The organism is Pseudomonas sp. JQ170C (genome assembly GCF_035581345.1).
Lineage (GTDB): Bacteria > Pseudomonadota > Gammaproteobacteria > Pseudomonadales > Pseudomonadaceae > Aquipseudomonas.
Genome location: NZ_CP141608.1, coordinates 312,863 through 328,651 on the forward strand (window position 1 = coordinate 312,863; position 15,789 = coordinate 328,651).

Sequence of the window (15,789 nt, forward strand, 5' to 3'; positions counted from 1 at the left end):
AACCCAAACAGGATCTGAACCATGAAAACCCGTTACCTTGCCCTGCTGCTTGCTCCCCTGTTCAGCACTGCTGCCCTGGCGGCCGGCTACACCGGCCCTGGCGCCCAGCCGGTAACCACCGTGGCCGCCGCCAACGACGCTGCCGACGACACCCCGGTGGTATTGCAGGGTTTCGTGGTCAAGCAGTTGAACAACGATGACAAGTTCGAGTTCAAGGACACCACCGGCACCATCACCGTCGAGATCGACAAGGAAGACATGCCGCCGGTGGCCTTCAACGACAAGACCAAGGTCAAGCTGACCGGTGAAGTCGAGAAGAAGCTGATGAGCCGTGAGATCGACGTTGATCTGGTTGAAGTCGTCAACTGAGAAACTTCGCGGGGCAAGCCCGCTCCTACCGGGTAGGAGCGGGCTTGCCCCGCGATTCGCATCTCACACCTTGGCCGGCAACCGGCTCAAGTGCAACGCCACCAGCAATGCCACCACCAGCAAGCTGCCGATGAACAGCCCGATGCCGTTCCACCCCGCCTGATGCCAGAACACCCCGCCGGCCGTCCCGGCCACACTTGATCCCGCGTAATAACTGAACAGGTACAGCGACGAAGCCTGGCCCTTGGCTTTGGTGGCGCGTCGGCCGATCCAGCTGCTGGCCACCGAGTGCGCGCCAAAAAAGCCGAAGGTGAACACCAGCATGCCGACGATCACCAGCAGCAGGGGTGTGAACAGGGTCAGCAGCAGGCCGCTGAACATCAGCACGATGGTCGCCCAGAACACCTTGCGCCGGCCCAACTTGTCGGCCAGGGCCCCGATTTGCGCCGAGCTGTAGATGCCCGACAGGTACACCACCGACAGCAAGCCCACCAAGGCCTGGCTCATGTAATACGGCTCGGCCAGAAGGCGGTAGCCGATGTAGTTGAACAGGGTGACAAAGGCGCCCATCAGCAAGAAGGCTTCAAGGAACAGCCAGGGCAGGCCGGCATCGCGAAAGTGCAGGGTGAAGCCTTCGAGCAGGCTGCGCGGGTGCAGGGAGCGCGGGCGGAAGTTGCGCGATTCGGGCAGGACTTTCCAGAACACCACGGCCGCGATCAGCGCCAGGCTGCCGATCACCAGCAGCGCGGTGTGCCAGCTGACGAAGTCGATCAGCACCCCGGTGATCAGTCGGCCGCTCATGCCGCCGATGGCATTGCCGCCGATGTACAGGCCCATGGCCAGGCCGATGTGTTGCGGGTGAATCTCTTCGCTCAGGTAGGTCATGGCCACCGCAGCCAGTCCGCTCAACGACAGGCCCAGCAAGGCGCGGCTCAGCAGCACCGTCTGCCAGCTCGGCATCAGTGCGCTGACGATCGTGCACAGGGCTGCGCAGAACAGCGCCGCCACCATCACCGGCTTGCGTCCGATGCGGTCAGAAATGGGCCCGGTGATCAGTAGCCCGACCGCCAGCATGGCAGTGGAGACCGAGAGGATCAGGCTGCTTTGCGCGGCATTGATGGAAAACTCCTGGGACAGCATCGGCATCATCGGCTGCACGCAGTAGAGCAGGGCGAAGGTGGCAAAGCCGCCGCAGAACAGCGCCAGGACCGTGCGCAAAAAGGCCGGGGTGCCTTTTTCGATCCAGCTTTCGGTAACAGTGACGCGAGCGTCGACAGCGGCAGGGGATATTTCGTGGGCGTGTAGAGCAACAGCAGTTTTCACGGGTGACCTCGGGCGTCACAACCTGGCAGGCAGTGAAAAAAGCATATAGCTGGCTAATGATCATTTCCAATATATTGTTCGACCTGTTTAAGAGGTTTTACGACCTATTGGAGCACCTTATGGAACTGCGCCATCTGCGCTACTTCATCGCCGTGGCCGAAGAGCTGCACTTTGGCCGCGCCGCGCAGCAACTGGGGATCTCCCAGCCACCCTTGAGCCAGCAGATCCAGGCCCTGGAACAGGAGCTGGGCGCACGCCTGTTCGAGCGTACCAATCGTCGGGTTGCGCTGAGCGAGGCGGGGCGGCTGTTTCTGGAGGAGGCGCGGCAAGTGCTGGCGCAGGTCGACAAAGCGGCCGATGTGGCGCGTCGCGCGCAGCTGGGCGAATTGGGCGAGATGAAGATCGGATTCACCTCGTCAGCCCCGTTCAACTCCAGCATCTCCGCGGCAATCTATGCGTTCCGCCAGCGTTTTCCGGCCGTTCACCTGCACCTCAACGAAATGAGCAGCCAGGCGGTAGCCGACGCCCTGCTGGATGAAAGCATCGAAGTCGGACTGATGCGGCCGCTGGCGCTGCCAGACAATCTGGTCGCTACGGAGCTGCTGCGCGAGCCGCTGGTGGCAATCATCAACGCCACACACCCGCTGGCCCACGGCAGTGAAGGCGGGCTGTACCTGGCGGCGCTGGCCAATGAGCCGTTCGTGTTCTTCCCCCGCAGCTACGGCAGCGGCCTGTATGCGCAGTTGCTGAGCCTGGCCCGCCAGGCAGGCTTCAGCCCGCATTTTGCCCAGGAGGCCAGTGAGGCGATGACCATCATCGGCCTGGTGTCGGCGGGGTTGGGGGTGTCGGTGCTGCCGGCATCCTTCCAGCGCATGCGCATGGAGGGCGTGGTCTACCGGACCTTGCTCGACAGCGATGCGATGACGGCCGTGTGGGTGGTGCAACGACGCCAATCGACGTCGGCAATGGCCAGGGCATTTGTGTCGTTGCTGAGCGGGCGCGAGGCACCCGCGCCCCAGGCCTGAAGCCTCAGCGCCAACGGCGGAAAATCAACGAGGTGTTGACCCCGCCAAAGGCGAAATTGTTGTTCATCACGTACTCGTTGCTCATCACCCGCCAGTCGTCGCACAGGTAATCCAGCTCGCCGCATTGCGGGTCGATGTTGGCCAGGTTGAGGGTGTGCACGTAATGGTCGCTGTTCAACATCTCGATGCTGAACCAGGACTCCAGCGCACCGCAGGCGCCCAGGGTGTGACCGAGAAAACTCTTTTGCGAGCTGATCGGCATGCGGGGGCCGAACAGGCTGCTGGTGGCCAGGGTTTCGGCGATGTCGCCCTGCTCGGTGGCGGTGCCGTGACCATTCACATAGCCGATGGCATCGGGCGCAAGGTTGGCATCTTCCAGGGCCAGCGCCATGGCGCGGCGCATGGTCACCTGTTCCGGGCGGGTGGTGTGCTGGCCGTCGGCGTTGGTGCCAAAGCCGACGATCTCGGCGTAGATGTGCGCGCCACGGGCCAGTGCATGCTCCAGTTCTTCGAGCACCAGCATGCCGCCGCCTTCACCGATCACCAGGCCATCGCGGCCGCTGTCGTAAGGGCTGGGGGTGCTCTGCGGGGCGTCGTTTTTCAGGCTGGTGGCGTACAGCGCATCGAACACCATGGCCTCGGTGGGGCAGAGCTCTTCGGCACCCCCGGCGAGCATCAGTGGCAGGCGCCCGAACTTGATGGCCTCGTAGGCATAACCGATGCCCTGGCTGCCGCTGGTGCAGGCGCTGGAGGTGGGGATCAGGCGCCCGGTCAGGCCAAAGAAAATGCTGATATTGGCCGCCGTGGTGTGCGGCATCATGCGTACGTAGGAGTTGGCGTTCAGGCCTTCGGCGACCGAATTGAGCAGCATGTTGCCGAAGGTTTTCATTTCGTCGGTACTGCCGGTGGACGAGCCGCAGGCCACGCCCATGCGTCCGTCGCGAATCATCGGGTCGTCCAACAGGCCCGCGTCGCGCAGGGCCTTCTCGGCCGCCGCCACCGCCAGGCGTGAAACCCGGCCCATGCTGCGCAGCTGCTTGCGGGTCCAGCTATCGGGCACCACGAAGTCATCGATAGGGCCGGCCAGGCGCGTGTTGAGCTCCTCGAAGCGGTCCCATTCGTGCATTCGGCGAATGCCGCTGCGATGGCTGGAGAAGTGCCCGGCGATGGTCGCCCAGTCATTGCCCAGGGAGGTGATACCGGCCATGCCGGTGACCACTACGCGCTTCATCAGCACAACCCTCCGTTGACCGCCAGCACCTGGCGGGTGATGTACGCGGCCTCTGCCGACATCAGGAAATTGACCGCGCCTGCCACTTCTTCCGGGGTACCCATGCGCTGGGCCGGAATCATTTTCAGCAGCTCATCGACCGGCACGTGTTCATCGAGCATGGCCGTGTCGATCAGCCCGGGGGCCACGCAGTTGACGGTGATCTTGCGCTTGGCCAGCTCAATCGCCAGGGCCTTGGCGGCGCCGATCACCCCGGCCTTGGAGGCGCTGTAGTTGACCTGGCCGCGGTTGCCGATCATGCCCGACACCGAGGTGATGCACACGATGCGCCCTGCGGCACGACGACGGATCATCGGCATCATCAAGGGGTGCAGCACGTTGTAGAAACCGTCGAGATTGGTGCGCAGCACCTGGTCCCAGTCCTCTTCGCTGAGCGCCGGAAAGGCACCGTCGCGGGTCAGGCCGGCGTTGCACACCACGCCGTAATAAGCGCCATGGGTTTCGACATCGTCAACGAGGATGGCGGCGCAGGCACTGCGATCCGCCACGTCGAATTGCAGTACGCGCGCCTGCTGACCCAGCGCCCGAACTTCATCGGCAACAGTCTCGGCCTCGCTGCGGCCGCTGCGGCAATGCACGACCAGGTCGAATCCGGCGCGCGCCAGGCGCAGGGCAATGGCCCGGCCAATGCCGCGACTGGAGCCGGTAACCAGAATGGTGTCAGTCATTGGGGGACTCCTGCGGGCCTGCTTCGGCCAGGTAGCTGGCCGCTTGCGGCGGGCTGAAAACGTTCAATCGGGCCGAGGCATGAATGCCCGGTCCGTGTAGATGACACTCGAACACACCCATGCCGTTCTCGTCTTCGAGCGAGCGTTGGGCATGAATGCGCAGTTCGGCACCGGCGGGAAAGCACTCGACGTTGCTTTCGAATTTGCGGGTGCCCAGTAAAAAACCCAGCCCGGCGGGTTTGCCCCGGGTGCGCGCGCGACAACCGGCGAAGGCGGCCACGCTCTGGGCCATCAGCTCGATGCCGACCCAGGCTGGCAGGCTGCCGTCGGCGCGGTTGAACAGGCCACCCGGACGCACGGTCAGGCGGGTATGAACCTGCTCCTCATCGAAGGACTCGACCGCATCGATCAGGATCATGTCGCCGGCATGGGGCAGTAGTTCGGCCAGGGGCCAGGTGATCATGACGCGTCTCCGAGAATCAGGCTGACATTGTTGCCGCCGAAGGCGAACGAGTTGCTCATCAGTCGCCGTTGCCCGGTAACGGGCAGGCGCTGGCTGGCGTCGACCAGGTTCAGTAGCGGCAGTTGCGGGTCGATCGCGCCATCCCAGATGTGCGGCACCAGGCGCCCATCGGGGTTGTGCGCCGACAGGCTCAACCAGCAGAACGCCGCCTCCAGCGCGCCGGCCGCACCCAGGGTGTGACCGGTCATGGGTTTGCTTGAAGAGCAGGCCAGCTGGCTGCCGAACAGGGCATGCACGGCCTGGCTCTCCATGGCGTCATTGTGCGCGGTGGCGGTGCCGTGCAGGTTCAGGTAGTCGATCTGGGCAGGCTGCAGACCTGCATTGTCCAGCGCCTTGGCCATGGCCTGCAAGGCGCCCTTGCCCTGTGGATCGGGCGCCGAGATATGGTGCGCATCGGAGCTGGCGCCAGCACCCAGCAGTGCAACGGTGGGGCCTTCGCCGTTCGCCTCGCGGGTCATCAGGAACACGGCTGCCGCTTCACCAATGGTGATGCCGTCACGATTGGCCGAGAACGGGTTGCAACGGTGTGCGCTGACCGCCTCAAGGGCGCTGAAGCCATTGAGGGTGAGCTTGCACAGGCTGTCTACGCCGCCGCAGATCACCGCATCGCACACACCCAGGTCGAGCAGCCGGCGTGCGCTCATCAAGGCGCGGGCACTGGAGGTGCATGCAGTGGAAATCACATAGGCCGGGCCGTTCAGTTGCAGCCAGTCGGCGAGGAAATTGGCCGGTGCGCTGAGCTCTTGTTCGGCATAGTCGTAGCCTGGCGGGAACTGCTGTTCACGCAGGTAATGGGCGATGCCGTCGCCCGCCTCGGCAATGCCCGAGGTACTGGTGCCCAGCACGATGGCCACGCGCGCGTTGCCGTGGCAGGCGATGGCGGCGTGGATCTGCGGGAGTATCTGCAAACAGGCTTCGTAGAGTAGCTGATTATTGCGGCTGTGCCGCGACTGCAGTGCCTGCGGCAACGCCAGCAGAGCGCCGTGAACAGCGGCAACCGGAACGCGCTGCTGCGGCACCCAACCTTCGGCTTCGCGCACCCCGGAGCAGTCGCCGGCAAACAGGTGGCGGGCGACGTCGGCCTGATCGCGCCCCAGGGCGCAGACCAGGCCCAGGGCATTGAGATAGGCGGTCATGGCGGCGTCTCGCTGGGTAATGGGCTGACTAGATAACGCAGGCCCTGCCCAAGGTTCAAGGTGAAGTCATCGGCATTGCGGTAATCGACCCGCCAGCGCTCGCCCAGCCAGCGCTGCCGGCCTTGCTGGCGGGCGGCAGGATAACCCTGCTGCAGCTGGTCGTCGGGCGTCAGGGCAAACAGCAAGGCAGCAAACAGTTCCCGCGCCGCCGGGTTGGGCGGCAGCAGGCCGTCGGCCTGCCACTGGCCGTGATCGAGCAACTGCCGCGCCTGGGGAATGCCCAGCAAGTCGAGCATCGACCAGCGCAGGCGGCTGCCCTCTTGCTGGATCACCAGCAGCCAGTCCTGGCGTTGTCCGGCCTGCTCGCGCTGGATATGCAGCTGCATCGGCAGCGCCAGTGCAGGCGCTTGATCGGGTAGCGGCGGCGGGCTTGCGCAGGCACAGAGCAAGGCAAAGGCCAGCATCGGCAACAAGCGTTTCATGGCTGCTCCTTGTGCCCGGTGGCGGCCCAGGGGGCGAGGAGGAAGCTGAACACCAGCCCCAGGCTCACGGCCAGGCCAAAATTGCTCACCGCCGGGGTTTGCGATACCGCCAGCAGGCCGAACGACAGCCACGTCGTGGTGGCGGCCAGCAAGGTCCCCAACAAACTGACCGCGGCGCCGCCAATCTGTTCGTGCATGAGGATGGCGTAGTCGACGCTGATGGCGGTGACCAGCAGCAACCCGAACAGGCTGAACAGGGTCAGCGGCTGGCCCAGCCAACCGAGGCACGCCAGGCTGCACAAGGCGGCCAGCAGGGGCAGGGCGACGATGCGCAGGGCCCCGCCCATGCCGAACGGAACAATCAGCAGCACCACGATCAGCGCACAGGACAACAGCTTGAGCTCGGCGGCGCTGACCTGGGTGGCGGCGAACACCCGGTTCAACTCGCCGAGGCGGTCCACAAGCTGCACGCCTGCCAGGCTTTCGGTTTGCCGTTGCAGCAACGCCGGATCACTCAGGCCCTGCAAGCTGACCATCGCCGCAACGCCCTGGCCATCGGCGCCCAGCCACAAGGTGCGCCACGGCTCGCCCAGAGGGCCGCTGAGGGCGTGATCGATGTCCAGGGGTGGCAGTGCCTGCAACTGGCTGAGCTCGGCCTGCAATGCGTGCTGAGGCACGCCCAGGGCCAGCAGCGGCTGCCAGTGCGCGGGCAGCTTGCTCAGCGCATCGCGCACGTGCTGTTGTTCGATGCTGCTGGCGACCAGTTGGTTGAGCGCCATGTAGCCCTTGAGCTTGTGGGTCTCGACCAGGGTGTCGAGGCGCTCGCCCAGCGCTTCCAGGCGGCCAAGCAACTCGGCCTGGTCGGCGCCGCGCACCAGGTAGAACTGGCTGGTGGGCTGGTAGCCGGTGATGCGCGCGACGGCGCGGGCTTCATCGAGCAGTTGCGGCGAGCTGTCGACCCATTGGCGGATGTCGTTGCGGCTGTCCAGCCGCCACAGGCCCGCGGCGCAGAACAGGATCAGCAGGCCGAGCAGTACCGGGCTGGGCACCTTGGCCAGCAGCCTGGCGCGCAGGTTCATCAACCCTTGCGCAACCTGCAACGGCCAGTGCGCCGGGTGCACGCTGTCGCCCTTGAGCAGGGCCGGCAGCAGGCACACGGCACTGAGGTAGGCGCCGAGCAGCCCGGCGGCGGAAAACACCGCGATCTGGGTCAGGGCCGGAAAGGGGGTGAAGGCCAGTGCCAGGTAGCCGATGCAACTGGTGACCAGGCTCAGGCTCAGCCCCGGCAGGGTCAGGCGCAGGGCCGGCCAGGCCCGCCAGGGGCGCAGGCTCCAGCTTTTCGAGAGGTAGTGCAGTGGATAGTCCACCGCCACGCCAATCAGGCTGGAGCCCAGTACCAGGGTGATCACATGCATCTGGCCGAACAGGGCCACACAGGCCACGGCGCCGAACAGCATGCCGACCACCACCGGGACCAGCGCCAGCAGCACGCGCAGGCGCCGGAAGGCCAGGAGCAACAGCAGCACGATGCCCACGGTAGCGCCGCCGCCGACCCAGGTGATTTCCTGGCTGGCCTGGCGCTGGCCGTTGGCGGCGTACAGAAGGCCGCTGGCGGCCAGTAGCCGGGCACCTTGCTGCTGGGCTAGCTGACGGCCGTTGTCGAGCAGGCTGACCACTTGCAGCGGCAACTTCACATCGAAGGCGTTGCCCTCGGTGTGGGCGCGCAGCAGTACCCAGGTCTGGCCGTCGGCCTCGGCCAGCAGCGCGCCGCTGGCGGTGTCCAGCTGTACGGAGGCCGGACGCGGCTGGCTGCTCTGGATGCGGGCCGCCAGGCCCAGCCAGTCGTCCTGGCTGGGCACCAGGCTCATCCCGGCGAACGGGTCATAGAGACGCTGCACCCGTTGTTCGACAAAGGCCTGGGGGTCGTCGATCAGCGCCTCGCGGTCGGTGCGTGAGAGCATCGCCAGACGGCCTTGCAGCAGTTGCTCGCGCACCGCCTGCAGATCGGCCTGCACGCTCCATTGGACCTTCGTGAACACGCCACTGGCCTGCCACTGCTCACCCAGCAGGCGGGCCAGGGCGATGGCCTGTTCGCGTTGCGGATGGCCGACCAGCACCAGCATCTCGCTGTTCAACGGTGCCTGCATGCGTTGTTCGGCGCGTTTCACCAGCGGGTCCTGGGCGTCGCCGGGTACCAGGGTCATCAGGTCGGCATTGAGCGGCGCACCGCGATGCCACTGCCAGCCGGCCAGGGCCAGGACCGCGGCCAGCAGCACCAGGAACAGCCGTGGCAACCAGCGCTCACTCGGCAAAGTCGCGGCGCTCCGTATCGCTCAGCTGGCTGGCGCTGTTGCTCGATGGCATGCGCAGCACCGTGCTGTCGCCCTGGGTTTCAAGCATCTGGATGCGCTCGACAAATTGCCCGCCGTCGATGTCGATCTGTTTGAACACCTGCTTGAGCAGCATCGAACGCGGCGTCAGGCGCAGTTGCCAGTGCTGTGCATCGCCTTGCAGGCTGAGCTCGAAGTCGCGCTGCAGGCCGCTGCTGTCGCCTTGCAGCACGGCGAAGAACAAACGGTTCTGCTCGGCACCGGCGCTCTTGTTCGGTAGCGTCTGCCAGCCCTTCGGGTCACGGCGCGAGATGCCCCGGGCATCGAGGCGGTAGTCCTGCTTGAGGGGCGTTTGCAGCAGCCAGAGCAAGCCGTGATCGCGGGCCAGCACGAACTGGCCCTTGCTCACCAGCGGCTGGGGCAGGGCGCGCAGGTGTTTTTCCTGGATGAACGGGCCCTTGACTACCGCAGGCTCACCCAACTGCTTGCTCAGGTCATCCAGGCCAAAGGCCTGGGCCAGGCCGCAGGCAAGCAGGAGGGTGGCGCCGAGCAGGCTGTGCATCAGCGTTTTCATGCGAGCACCCTGGCCACGGCATCGAGCATTGCCTGGGGCGAGGCCAGTTGCATCTCGCCGCTGGCAATGTCTACCGCCACCTGCACGGAGCTGGCGCGGGTCATGCGTTCGCCGGTGACAGCGTCGCTGATCAGGTAGTTGATCTTCAGGCGGTTCTCCCACTCCACCAGGCTTGCGCGCACGTTCAGGCGCTGGCCGAAGAGGGCACCGCGCATGTAGCGCAGTTGCAGGTCGATCACCGGCCAGGCGTAGCCTGAGTCGCGCATTTGCAGGTAGTTGTGGTCGAGCCGGTCGAGCAGCGCGCAGCGCGCCACTTCCAGGTATTTGACGTAGTGGCCGTGCCAGACCACCTGCATGCTGTCGACATCAAAAAACGGCACCTGCACTTCGGTGTCGACGTGCAGCACTCCCTTACTGCGCATGCAGCCTCCAGTGTTGTTCGGCAATACGGTTCAGGCACAGGCGCAGATCGCTATCCAGCGCACGGTCCTCGATGACCGGGGCGAAATCGGCCAGCAGTTCGTTGTGCATGGCCGCCAGGGTTGGCGGCAGGTCGCGGGCATCGGCCTCGCGGCTGCGCAGCCACACGCCTTGATTGGCCGCCAGCAGCGTGGCGGCGGCCACCTGTTCGGTCAGTTCCAGTACACGCAATGCATCGCGGGCGGCGATGGTGCCCATGCTGACTTTGTCCTGGTTGTGGCACTCGGTGGAGCGCGAGAACACGCTGGCCGGCATCGTCTGCTTGAGGGCTTCGGCGGTCCAGGCGCTGGCGCCGATCTGCACGGCCTTGAAGCCATGGTTGAGCATGGCCCGCTCGGCGCTGGCGCCGGACAGATTGCTGGGCAGGCCGTGGTTGTAGCGCACATCCACCAGCAAGGCGAACTGGCGGTCGAGCAGGTCGGCGATGTTGGCCACCAGGTTCTTCAGGCTGTCCATGGCAAAGGCGATGTGCCCGCCATAGAAGTGCCCGCCATGCAGCACCCGTTCGGCGTCGGCGTCGATGATCGGGTTGTCGTTGGCGCTGTTGAGTTCGGTCTCGATGAAGCCGCGCAACCAGCCCAGGCTGTCGGCCAGCACACCCAGCACATGGGGGGCGCAGCGCAGCGAGTAGCGGTCTTGCAGGCGGTGCAGGGGTGCGGTGGGTGCGTCGATGGCCAGGTCCTGGCGCAGCCAGGCGGCGACCTGCATCTGCCCCGGGTGCGGCTTGGCGGCGAACAGGCGCTCGTCGAAGTGTTCCGGGTTGCCTTGCAGGGCGACCACGTTCAACGCGGTGATGCGGGTGGCCAGCCTGAGCAGGTAGTCGGCGCGGGCGAAGGCCAGGCAGGCAAGGCCGGTCATCACCGCAGTGCCGTTCATCAACGCCAGGGCTTCCTTGGGGCGCAGCACCAGGGGCGTCCAGCCCAGCGCGCGGTGAACGTCGGCTGCGTCGCGACGCTCGCCCTGGTACATGACCTCGCGCTCACCCGACAGGGTCGCGGCCACATAGGACAACGGCGTCAGGTCGCCGCTGGCGCCCACCGAGCCTTCTTCCGGGATCAGCGGCAGGATGTCGTGGGCGAGGAATGCCTGCAGGCGCTCCAGCAGCTCCACCCGCACCCCCGACACGCCCTGGCACAGCGACTGCAGCCGCGCCGCCAGCACCGCACGGGTCGACGGTGCATCCAGTATCCGCCCCAGGCCGCAGCCGTGGAACGTGTACAAGTGCCGGGGCAGGGCCTCGACGTGCTCCAGCGGCACCGCCACCACGCACGAGTCGCCGTAGCCGGTGGTCACGCCGTAGATCACCCCTTCCTGGTGCAGCAAGGTGTCGAGAAACTGCGCGCCGCGGGCGATGCGGGCACGGTAGGGGGCGTCGTCCTGCAGGCGGGTCTGGGCCTGGTGGTGGGCCAGGGCCAGGACGTCTTCGATCGCAAGCGGCGACTCGCCGAAGGTCACAGGCTCATGCACGGGCATCGTCATCGGTCTTCCAGAAAGGGTAGAAATTGAACCATTGCTGTGGCGCTTGCAGGCAGTAATGCCCCAGGCGGTCGGCATAGCGCCCGGCCCACTCGGCGATCACCGGGTCGCGCTGGCCACGGCGCCACTCGATGGTGCTGGCGAAGGGTTCGAGCATCACCTGATAGCGCCCTTGCTGCTTGAGGCAGAACAGCAAGTTGAGCGGGCACTTGAGCAGCCCGGCCAACAACCAGGGGCCTTGGGGAAACGCCGCCGGGTGGCCGAGAAAGTCTACCTCGACGGTGCGCGCACCGTGCAGCGGCACGCGATCACCGGCAATCGCCAGCCACTCGCCACGTTCCAGGCGCTCGCTCAGTTGCAGCATGATCGCCGGGTCCAGCTCGCTCACCTGGATCAGGCGCAGGTGCGTGGCCCCGGCTTCGCCAAGCAGGCGATTGAAGCGTTCGGCATGTTTGGTGTGGACCAGCACATTCATGGTCACCTGTTCGCCCAGCTCGGCCAGGGCGCGACACACCTCAAGGTTGCCCAGGTGGGCACCGACCAGCATCTGCCCGCGCTCACCGCGCAATTGCTGGCGCAGCTGGGCCGGGTCGATGATTTCGATCTGCTCAAGGCTCAGCTTGCCGTTCCACACGTCTAGCTTGTCGAGCAAGGCATCGGCAAACGCCATGAACTGGCCGAACACCCGCCTGTGGCTGGGCAGCAAGTCGGGGCGGTTGCTCCACTCGGCCAGGCGCTGCTGGTACTGCCAGGCACTGCGCCGGGCTTGTCGGCCGAACAGGAAAAAGTACAGCACCACGCCGTAGAGGATCGGGCTGAGCAGGCGCCGGCCAAGCAACCGGGTGCCCAGGGCGGTCAGTTTCATCAGCCAGAAACTGCCCCGCTCCTGTTGCTCGGCCCAGTGCTGCTCGCTGCGGCTCATGCCTGCCACCGCTGCCAGAGAATTACCGGCGCGCGCAGCAGCATGCCGAAGAACAGCTTGGCGTGCATGCGTGAAATCAGTGCGTTGTCGTGCACCAGGCGAAAGTGCGACAGGCCGTCGGCCGGGTAATGCACACGGGTCGGCAGCCAGCGCATGGGCTGGTTGCGCCAGGCCAGGCGCACCAGGATCTCCGTGTCGAAGTCCATGCGCGTGCCCAGCTTCACCGCGTTGATCAAGGCCAGGGCAGGCGCCAGGGGGTAGACGCGAAAGCCGCACATCGAGTCGCGGATCTGCAGCGACAGGGTGTTGATCCAGACCCACACATGGGTGAGGTAGCGGGCATACAGGCGGCCCTTGGGCACGCTGGCGTCGAACTGTGGGTAACCGCAGATCAGCGCTTGCGGGTGGGCCTCGGACTGTTCGAGAAAGCGGCGCACATCGGTCAGGTCGTGCTGGCCGTCGGCATCTACTTGCAGGGCATGGGTAAAGCCCAGGCGTGCGGCTTCACGCAGGCCGGCCATGACCGCGCCACCCTTGCCCTGGTTGAGCGCCAGTGACACCAGATGGACCCGCTCGTGTTCGGCCAGTTGCTGCAACACTGCCGCGCAGGCCGGGCTGCTGGCGTCGTCCACCAGCACGCAGGGCAAACCTGCCGCCAGCAGTTCGGCGACCACGGCCGGCACGGCGCGTTCATGGTTGTACACCGGGATCACCGCGCAGGGCTTATGCACCGATGGCCTCCAGCACGATACGGCCGCTGGAGCAGGTTTCAGCGGCGTTGCTGAAGGTGAAGTAGAGCTTGCCGCGCTCGCGGTCGAAGCGCAGGTGCAGCGCCAGCAGGTCACCCGGGCGCACCACGCGCTGGAACTTGATCACTTCCATGCCGACAAAGCGCCGGGGGCAGTCCAGCAGGGCCTGGCCCAGCTCGATGGCCCAATCGACCTGCACCACCCCGGGCAGCACCGGCGTCTGCGGAAAGTGACCGCTGAAGTAGGCCAGGTCGGCCGGCACGGCAAGTTGCAGGTGCAGTTCGTGGCCTTGCAGCGTCTGGCTGATCACCTCGGGGCCGGTAGCGCGCGGTGCGTGCAGCAGTGCTTCGACGTCAGCCTGGGGCAGTTTGCCCTGGCTGTTGAACGGCAGCTGGCGCAGCAGGCGCCAGCGTCGCGGCAGGGCCAGGGCTTCGCAGTGCTGGCTCAGGTGCGCGCGCAAGCCGTCGGTGATGGCGCGTCGGCCCTGGTTGCGCAGGGCATGCAGCCCGGCGGCGCTGAGTACCAGCAAGGCGCCCAGCGAGGCGCGGCTTTCCTGGACCACGGCCAGCCGCGTGTCTTCGACCCAGGGGTGGTCGAGCAGGGCTTGTTCCAGCATCGGCAACGAGATGCGCTTTTCTTCCAGCTTGACGATGCGGTCCAGGCGCCCGAGCAGGCGAAAGCGACCATCGGCGGAAAACTCGACGGCATCGGCGCTTTGCTCGATATGCCCTGCGGGCAGGTAGGGCGAGGCGATGCGCAGGGCGCCTTCGGCATTCTGGCTCAGGCGCACACCGGCGAACGGCTGCCACAGGCTGTCGCCCTGACGCCAGGCGATGCCGCCGGTCTCGGAGCTGCCGAGAATCTCGGTGGGCCATTGTCCCAGGCGTTGCTGCAAGGCGCGCGCAGCCTCGGCGGGCAACTCGCCCCCGGAGGAGAACACCCGGCGCACCTGGCTCAGGGCAGGCCAGTCGAGGTTGTCGCCCATGCGCTTGAGCAGGGCGGGGCTGGCGACCCAGGCGAAGGTCGGGTGCTGGCGGCTGGCGCGCTGCAGGTCTTCGGGGAAGGGCAATTGGCGACGCAGGAACGGCCGGCCGGCGCACAGCGGCCAGAGCACGCGAAACAGCAAGCCGTAGATGTGCTGGGCGGCGACACTGCCGATGATGCAGGCCGTACCCAGTTCGGCGCCCCAGCAGTGCTCCAGCGCCACCACTTCGTTGGCCAGCTGGCGCAGGGTCTTGTCGATGCGCTTGGGTTCGCCACTGGAGCCGGAGGTACACAGGCTCAGGCGGCAGGTATCGAGATCGAGGTCGGCAGCGGCCAGGGGGGCTTCGAGCAGTGATTCAAGCGCCTGGTCCTGTTCGCTGATCCACAGATCGACAGCGTCTTGCCAGCGCAGGCGGGTCTGGGGTTGCAGGTCGGCGGGCAGGAGCACCTCTACACCGGCGCGCCAGGCGCCCAGCAGTGCGATGGCCAGGTCGGCGGCATCTTCCAGGTGTATGGCAACGCTGCGCACGCCACGTCGCTGCAGGCCTGCGGCCAGTTGCAGGGCTTTGTCGCAGAGCTCGGCATGGTCCAGCGCCGGGTCCAGGGTGACCGGACGCGGCGCAGGGGCCGGGTGCAGGAGCTGCTCAAGGTTCAACCAGATCATGAGCGTCCTCGCACGCGTTGTCGTATCAGCCATTCAATGGCGAACAGCAGGCCCATCAAGCCATAGGCGATCAGGCCGTTGTACAGGGTCCACCAGCTCAGGGGCGCCCACAGGGTCAGTGCGGTGGCGACCAGGCCGTTGGCCAGGAAAAACACGCACCAGGCCTGAGTGACCTGGCGGGTATAGCGGATGGCGGCATCGGGCAGTTGCGGCTCTCGCAGCCGCGCCAGACGCTCGACCACCGGCGGGCCGAACTTCAGGCTCAGGCCGAACAGGCCGAGCAGGCAGGCGTTGATCAGGACCGGATACCAGCGCAGCAGCGCCGGGCTGTCGAGCAGCGCCAGCACGGCAAAGAAGCCGATGACGACCACTGCCATCCAGTGCCCGCCCGGGCGGCGCGGCTCGCTCAGGGCGCGGGCCAGCCACAGCCCTGCCAGCAGCAGGGCGAATTGCCAGGGGGCAAAATGGGCCATGCCGAAATACACCGCAAAGGGGTACAGCAGACCGGCCACGACCAGGCCGAGGCCGATCAGGCGTTTCATGCCGCCGGGCTGACCAGGCGGTACACCGCCTCGACCACGTCATTGACGGTGCGCACGGCCTTGAAGTCCTCGGCGGTGATTTTCTTGCCGGTCTGGCGCTTGATGTGATCGAGCAGGTCGACCGCGTCGATGCTGTCGATTTCCAGGTCCTTGTACAGGTTCGAGTCCAGGCTGATGCGCTCGGGTTCCAGTTCGAACAATTCGACCAGCGCATCGCGCAGGGTAGTGAAGATGTCTTCGCGGGTTTGCAT

The 15,789-nt window shown here is 66.1% G+C and carries 17 protein-coding genes; 2 read left to right on the plus strand and 15 right to left on the minus strand.

Annotated features, from left to right (window positions below; genetic code table 11):
* The first annotated feature begins 21 nt into the window (after positions 1-21).
* Complete coding sequence (locus U9R80_RS01365) at positions 22-369, plus strand: YgiW/YdeI family stress tolerance OB fold protein (protein ID WP_301838516.1); 348 nt, start codon at positions 22-24, stop codon at positions 367-369.
* A gap of 63 nt (positions 370-432) precedes the next feature.
* On the opposite strand, the gene U9R80_RS01370 is transcribed toward U9R80_RS01365, so the two are convergent.
* The gene (locus tag U9R80_RS01370; protein ID WP_301838667.1) at positions 433-1,659 is read right to left on the minus strand and encodes an MFS transporter; all 1,227 of its coding nucleotides are present in this window, start codon (positions 1,657-1,659) and stop codon (positions 433-435) included.
* Positions 1,660-1,811: 152 nt separating this feature from the next.
* On the opposite strand from U9R80_RS01370, the gene U9R80_RS01375 reads away from it, so the two are divergent.
* A complete protein-coding gene (locus tag U9R80_RS01375) occupies positions 1,812-2,717 on the plus strand; it encodes a LysR family transcriptional regulator (RefSeq protein ID WP_301838514.1) in 906 nt (301 codons plus the stop codon).
* Positions 2,718-2,721: 4 nt separating this feature from the next.
* Here the strand turns inward: U9R80_RS01375 and U9R80_RS01380 are convergent, their stop codons facing one another.
* The 14 genes from U9R80_RS01380 to U9R80_RS01445 are packed head-to-tail and all read right to left on the minus strand — an operon-like array spanning position 2,722 to position 15,789.
* Positions 2,722-3,948, minus strand: coding sequence for a beta-ketoacyl-ACP synthase (locus U9R80_RS01380; protein ID WP_301838513.1), 1,227 nt, complete (start codon positions 3,946-3,948; stop codon positions 2,722-2,724).
* A complete protein-coding gene (gene fabG / locus U9R80_RS01385; protein ID WP_301838512.1) occupies positions 3,948-4,676 on the minus strand; it encodes a 3-oxoacyl-ACP reductase FabG in 729 nt (242 codons plus the stop codon). Before fabG ends, U9R80_RS01380 begins: the two co-directional genes overlap by 1 nt.
* The gene (locus tag U9R80_RS01390) at positions 4,669-5,139 is read right to left on the minus strand and encodes a hotdog family protein (protein ID WP_301838510.1); all 471 of its coding nucleotides are present in this window, start codon (positions 5,137-5,139) and stop codon (positions 4,669-4,671) included. Before U9R80_RS01390 ends, fabG begins: the two co-directional genes overlap by 8 nt.
* Positions 5,136-6,335, minus strand: coding sequence for a beta-ketoacyl-[acyl-carrier-protein] synthase family protein (locus tag U9R80_RS01395; RefSeq protein ID WP_301838509.1), 1,200 nt, complete (start codon positions 6,333-6,335; stop codon positions 5,136-5,138). The genes U9R80_RS01390 and U9R80_RS01395 overlap by 4 nt, the downstream gene beginning before the upstream one ends.
* On the minus strand, positions 6,332-6,817 hold the full coding sequence (locus U9R80_RS01400; RefSeq protein WP_301838507.1) for a hypothetical protein: 486 nt from the start codon (positions 6,815-6,817) through the stop codon (positions 6,332-6,334). Before U9R80_RS01400 ends, U9R80_RS01395 begins: the two co-directional genes overlap by 4 nt.
* The gene (locus U9R80_RS01405; RefSeq protein ID WP_301838506.1) at positions 6,814-9,129 is read right to left on the minus strand and encodes an MMPL family transporter; all 2,316 of its coding nucleotides are present in this window, start codon (positions 9,127-9,129) and stop codon (positions 6,814-6,816) included. Before U9R80_RS01405 ends, U9R80_RS01400 begins: the two co-directional genes overlap by 4 nt.
* Positions 9,119-9,721, minus strand: coding sequence for an outer membrane lipoprotein carrier protein LolA (locus tag U9R80_RS01410; RefSeq protein ID WP_301838505.1), 603 nt, complete (start codon positions 9,719-9,721; stop codon positions 9,119-9,121). The genes U9R80_RS01405 and U9R80_RS01410 overlap by 11 nt, the downstream gene beginning before the upstream one ends.
* On the minus strand, positions 9,718-10,143 hold the full coding sequence (locus U9R80_RS01415; protein ID WP_301838504.1) for an acyl-CoA thioesterase: 426 nt from the start codon (positions 10,141-10,143) through the stop codon (positions 9,718-9,720). The genes U9R80_RS01410 and U9R80_RS01415 overlap by 4 nt, the downstream gene beginning before the upstream one ends.
* On the minus strand, positions 10,133-11,680 hold the full coding sequence (locus U9R80_RS01420; protein WP_301838503.1) for an HAL/PAL/TAL family ammonia-lyase: 1,548 nt from the start codon (positions 11,678-11,680) through the stop codon (positions 10,133-10,135). The genes U9R80_RS01415 and U9R80_RS01420 overlap by 11 nt, the downstream gene beginning before the upstream one ends.
* A complete protein-coding gene (locus U9R80_RS01425) occupies positions 11,661-12,599 on the minus strand; it encodes an LpxL/LpxP family acyltransferase (RefSeq protein WP_301838502.1) in 939 nt (312 codons plus the stop codon). Before U9R80_RS01425 ends, U9R80_RS01420 begins: the two co-directional genes overlap by 20 nt.
* Positions 12,596-13,330 carry a glycosyltransferase family 2 protein gene (locus U9R80_RS01430; RefSeq protein WP_301838501.1) on the minus strand — a complete coding sequence of 245 codons (735 nt, stop codon included), beginning with the start codon at positions 13,328-13,330 and terminating at the stop codon, positions 12,596-12,598. Before U9R80_RS01430 ends, U9R80_RS01425 begins: the two co-directional genes overlap by 4 nt.
* Complete coding sequence (locus U9R80_RS01435; protein WP_301838500.1) at positions 13,323-14,996, minus strand: AMP-binding protein; 1,674 nt, start codon at positions 14,994-14,996, stop codon at positions 13,323-13,325. Before U9R80_RS01435 ends, U9R80_RS01430 begins: the two co-directional genes overlap by 8 nt.
* Positions 14,993-15,538, minus strand: coding sequence for a hypothetical protein (locus U9R80_RS01440; RefSeq protein ID WP_301838499.1), 546 nt, complete (start codon positions 15,536-15,538; stop codon positions 14,993-14,995). Before U9R80_RS01440 ends, U9R80_RS01435 begins: the two co-directional genes overlap by 4 nt.
* Positions 15,535-15,789: an acyl carrier protein gene (locus tag U9R80_RS01445; protein ID WP_301838498.1), complete on the minus strand. Its 255-nt coding sequence runs from the start codon at positions 15,787-15,789 to the stop codon at positions 15,535-15,537. Before U9R80_RS01445 ends, U9R80_RS01440 begins: the two co-directional genes overlap by 4 nt.